At 59.9% G+C, this 4,518-nt stretch carries 5 protein-coding genes; 3 read left to right on the plus strand and 2 right to left on the minus strand.

From position 1 onward, the window contains the following. Nucleotides 1-742 (plus strand): peptidase dimerization domain-containing protein (locus AC1DT3_RS12820; RefSeq protein ID WP_477465635.1); only part of this gene is annotated, 742 nt, incomplete at its 5' end. 47 nt (nucleotides 743-789) lie between these two features. On the opposite strand, the gene rocD is transcribed toward AC1DT3_RS12820, so the two are convergent. Further along, entirely contained in the window at nucleotides 790-2,001 is a 1,212-nt protein-coding gene (gene rocD / locus AC1DT3_RS12825) for an ornithine--oxo-acid transaminase (RefSeq protein WP_477465636.1), read from the minus strand. Nucleotides 2,002-2,016: 15 nt separating this feature from the next. Further along, a complete protein-coding gene (gene rocF, locus AC1DT3_RS12830) occupies nucleotides 2,017-2,958 on the minus strand; it encodes an arginase (protein WP_477465637.1) in 942 nt (313 codons plus the stop codon). 131 nt (nucleotides 2,959-3,089) lie between these two features. Between rocF and AC1DT3_RS12835 the strand changes: the two genes are divergently transcribed. Both AC1DT3_RS12835 and AC1DT3_RS12840 read left to right on the plus strand, forming a co-directional pair. Further along, nucleotides 3,090-3,509, plus strand: a complete 420-nt coding sequence (locus AC1DT3_RS12835; protein ID WP_477465638.1) for an Lrp/AsnC family transcriptional regulator — start codon at nucleotides 3,090-3,092, stop codon at nucleotides 3,507-3,509. A gap of 245 nt (nucleotides 3,510-3,754) precedes the next feature. Further along, nucleotides 3,755-4,390, plus strand: a complete 636-nt coding sequence (locus tag AC1DT3_RS12840) for a response regulator (RefSeq protein WP_477465639.1) — start codon at nucleotides 3,755-3,757, stop codon at nucleotides 4,388-4,390. Nucleotides 4,391-4,518: the final 128 nt, after the last annotated feature.

Consider the following 4,518-nt stretch of genomic DNA (forward strand, 5'->3'; position numbering starts at 1 on the left):
CTCGAGCCTCGGCGCGATCTTCGACAATGCGCTGTGGCGTCTCGCCGCTGCGACCGCATCCTTGCGCGATGCGTCCGGTCGCGTCACGATCGAAGGATTCTACGACGGCGTTCGCGCTCCATCGTCGGATGAGGAGAAGGCAGCCGCCGATCCGCCATTCACTTTCGAAAGCGTGGTTGCCGCGACAGGGGCGGGTCGACCGCTCGCCGGCATCGACGAATCGAACTTTTTTCACGCCATGAATTTCGAGCCGTGCTTGAACGTCAACGGTTTTGGCGGCGGCTATTCGGGCGAGGGCGCGAAAACGGTGCTGCCTGCGAACGGATTCGTAAAAATCGATTTCAGAATCGTTCCCGATCAAGATCCGCAGACCATCATCGCGCTGCTGCGGGCGCACCTTGATCGAAACGGCTTCAACGATATCGAAATCGTTGTCTACGACGCAAACGTCAAGCCAGTGCGATCGTCTCCCGATCATTGGTTCGTTCGCGACGCGATCCGCCTGCTCGAAACGCATTTTGGACGGCCGGCCGTCATCCAATCGAGCTCACCGGCCTCCGGTACGGCCCATCCATTCGTCGAGCAACTCGGAGCCACCATCGTGGGCATTGGGCTCACCCATCACGGGGCAATGCTGCATTCCCCGAACGAGAACATCATCGCCGAGCACTTCGAAACCATGATCGCGTTTTCCGCCGCACTATTCGAGCGACTGGCGGAGCGGGCGACGGGTCAAATCTAGAAGGGCCTGATGCCTCCCAAGACCGGTGGCGCCTTCCACTACGCGCTCTAGGAAAGCGTCGTCAGGACGCGATCGAGATGATCGCTCGCCCAGTCGACCTGCTCTTGCGTGACGACAAGGGGAGGCGCGATGCGGATCGTGTTGACATGCGTGTCCTTCACGAGGATCCCGCGTTCGCGAAGCGCCTCGCAATAACGACGTGCGCCGCCAGCTTCTGGATGCAGTTCAACGGCGAGCATGAGGCCACGCCCTCGCACTTCGCGAACCGCGTTGCTGCGGATGCTTTCGATCTTGGCCTTGAAATAAGCGCCTTGCTTGGCCGAGTTCTCGATCATGCCTTCTTCGACGAGCACTTTCATCGCGGCGCGAGCGATGGCGCACGCGAGCGGGTTGCCACCGAACGTGCTTCCATGCTGACCGGGCTTCAAAACGCCGAGCACATCGGAGTTGGATAGCACGGCGGAGACCGGATAGAACCCGCCAGAGAGCGCCTTGCCGATCAGGGTCACATCGGCTTCGATCCCCTCGTGCTCCTCGGCCAGAAGCTTGCCGGTGCGGCCTAATCCCGTCTGGATCTCGTCCAGGATCAACGTGATGCCATGCCGAGTGCAGAGTTCGCGGACTTCTGTGAAATATCCCACGGGCGGGATGATGACGCCCGCTTCGCCCTGGATTGGCTCGACCAGAAACGCCACCGTGTTGGGCGTGATGGCCGCCTTGAAGGCTGCGGCGTCGCCGAATGGCACGATCTTGAAGCCCGGTGCGAACGGGCCGAACCCGCCGCGCGCATCTTCGTCCGTGCTKAAGCCGATGATGCCGAGCGTTCGCCCGTGGAAGTTCTCGCTACAGACGATGATCTCGGCTTGGTCGTGCGGAACGCCTTTGACCTCATATCCCCATTTGCGGACGGCTTTGATGGCCGACTCGACTGCCTCCGCGCCGCTGTTCATCGGCAACACTTTGTGCGACCCGGTGAGCGCTGCGATCTCTTCGTAGAACAAGGCGAGCTGGTCATTGCGGAACGCGCGTGACGTAAGTGTCAGCTTCTTCGCCTGCTCGGTCATGGCCGCCAGAATTTTCGGATGGCAATGGCCCTGGTTGACAGCCGAATAGGCGGAAAGGCAGTCGAGATAGCGATTGCCCTCCACATCCCAGACGTACACGCCTTCGCCTCTGGAGAGTACGACGTCGAGGGGTTTGTAATTGTGAGCCCCGAGCCTGTTTTCTGTTTCGATCAGCGTGTTTGTTGAAACGGTCATGGGTTTGCCCTTGGTTTACGACCGGGGAACGATCTGGCGGCCGAACAGGCTTCCGATCAGGTCCACGAGGAGGCGGGCGCTCTTGCCGCGCTCGTCGAGATAAGGATTGAGTTCGACGACATCGAGAGAGCCGACAAGACCGGAATCATGCAGCATCTCCATGATGAGATGCGCTTCGCGATAGGTCGCGCCGCCCTGTACCGGCGTGCCGGCGCCCGGCGCGATCGCCGGATCGAGAAAGTCGACATCGAGGCTCACGTGAAGATGGCCGTTCCGCGAAGCGACGTGATCGATGATCTGTCGCAACAGAACCGAGACACCGAACTCGTCCACCAGGCGCATGTCGCTGACGTGAACGCCGCGATCGCGAAGCAAGGCGCGCTCTTCCTTGTCGACCGATCGCAGACCGAAAACATAGAGATTGGGCGGCGGCAGTGGCTCAAACGGGATGTCGAACACCCCGTCGAACCCGCTCTCGCCGCAAAACAGCGCCGTCGACATTCCGTGCATGTTCCCCGAGGGAGACGTTTCCGGTGTGTTGAAATCCGCATGCGCATCGAGCCAGAGCACAAACGGCTCGCGACCGCTTTCGCGGCAATGTCTCAGAACGCCATGCACCGAGCCCATGGCGAGGGAGTGATCGCCGCCGAGGAATATCGGCAGGCGGCCTCCTTGCAAGATGTCGTAAGCGCTCTGACTGATGTCACGCGACCACGCGGAGATCTCGTTGAAATGGCGCGCATTCCGACCTGGCGGATCCCGCGGGTCGAAGGTCACGGACAAATCGCCCAGGTCGTCGATCCCATGCCCCAACTCCTCGAGGCTCGTGATGAGCCCGGCGGTGCGAAGTGCCGCCGGTCCCATCACCGTGCCGAGTTGGCTCGCGCCCACCTGCACGGGCGCCCCGACGACGGCGAGACGCGGCTGCGTCGATGGGGAGAGGGCGGTTTTGGGCATCGGCAGTCTTTCCTTTGATCGTTTCGTCATTATCGAGACAGAACCGGCGACAGAAAGTGGAAGAACCGATAAATCTGGATAGAAGATTGATCATTATGCTAATGGCAATCTGCCAAAGTGAAAGAATTGCCGTGGATGACCTCGACCGAAAACTCCTCGCCCTGCTTCGGGCCGACGCCCGCCGACCGGTCTCGGGCCTCGCGGACACGTTGAAAGTTTCCCGGGCGACGGTCCGCACTCGTATAGAGAAGATGGTCCAGAGCGGCATCATTCAAGGCTTCACAGTCAATGTCAGCTCGGGGGCTCAGCCGAACAGCATCCGCGCTGTCACCATGATCGAGGTCGAAGGTCAGGGCGCGGACAAGGTGATCAAGCGCCTGCACGGCCTCCCGGAGGTCTCCCGGATCAACACGACGAACGGACGATGGGACATCGTAGCCGAGATCGAAGTTGCGACCCTGGAGGAGTTCGATCAGGTCCTGCGGCGCATTCGGGAGATCAGCGGAATCTCGTCGACCGAGACGAGCATCATGCTCTCGAAGCGAAAGTGACCTCCAAAGAGAATTTCACGCAAACCGTTACCGAGCCGACTGTACAGTCTAGCGCAGAGGCATTCTTCCGCGCTCATTCAGCTAGTCGGAGGCCTGAAAATCCGGAACGATTTTACGCCTCAACGGTGCTCCGCGATAGGAGTATGCTGCCGTAAGCCGGGGTTTTTACCAGCGCAGTCTGCGGGTTTTCACTAGTGCCGAGTGAGGGCGTTCAGAGTAGGGTAGGATTCCTGATGGGGCGATGAATGAAACGCATCCTGATAGCCGATGACCATCTCGTCGTTCGTCGCGGCCTGCGCGCCATTCTGGAAACGCAGCCGGAATGGAGCATCGTCGCGGAGGCAGCCAATGGCCAGGATGCCGTTGACGAGGCGATACGCACCAATCCGGACATTGCCGTGCTTGACTATTCGTTGCCAGGTCTCGACGGCTTGGAGGCGACGCGCCGCATCCGCCAGACGCTGAAGACCGAGATCCTCATCTTTACGATGCACGAGAGCGAGCAGATTATTCGCGACCTTCTGCGGGCCGGGGCCAAGGGCTACATCCTCAAGACCGATGCGGATACCCACCTTCTTGCTGCCATCAACGCACTTGCCCAGCATCGTCCGTATCTGACTTGGCGCGCCTCGGAAGCTTTGCTCGAATCGTTGAAGGACGTTCCAAGCGCACAGCAGATCGATGGAGTGTTGACGGCTCGCGAGCGCGAGGTGGTGAAGCTGATCGCAGAAGGCCTGAGCAACAAGAAGGTGGCATTGCAGCTGGACGTGAGCGTAAAAACCGTCGAAAGCCATCGAGCGACCGCCATGCGCAAGCTCGGCATGTCGTCGACGGCCGAACTGGTGCGATATGCGGTTCGCAACCACCTGATCACGCCGTAATGCGTGAGGTGGCGCACGCGAATATGCGGAAAATTTGCCTTTTTTGAAACAGTGTTTCGCATAACARCCCTTGTGACCTATACGATATTGTGATGTCATTCCGACGACTTGGAAGAGCTGCGATCGTC

The organism is Microvirga sp. P4_G7, assembly GCF_056401005.1.

Bases quoted from the DNA above. Each gene is read 5' to 3' on its own strand.
- rocF (WP_477465637.1), bottom strand. From the start codon at position 2,958: ATGCCCAAAACCGCCCTCTCCCCATCGACGCAGCCGCGTCTCGCCGTC.
- AC1DT3_RS12840 (WP_477465639.1), top strand. From the start codon at position 3,755: ATGAAACGCATCCTGATAGCCGATGACCATCTCGTCGTTCGTCGCGGC.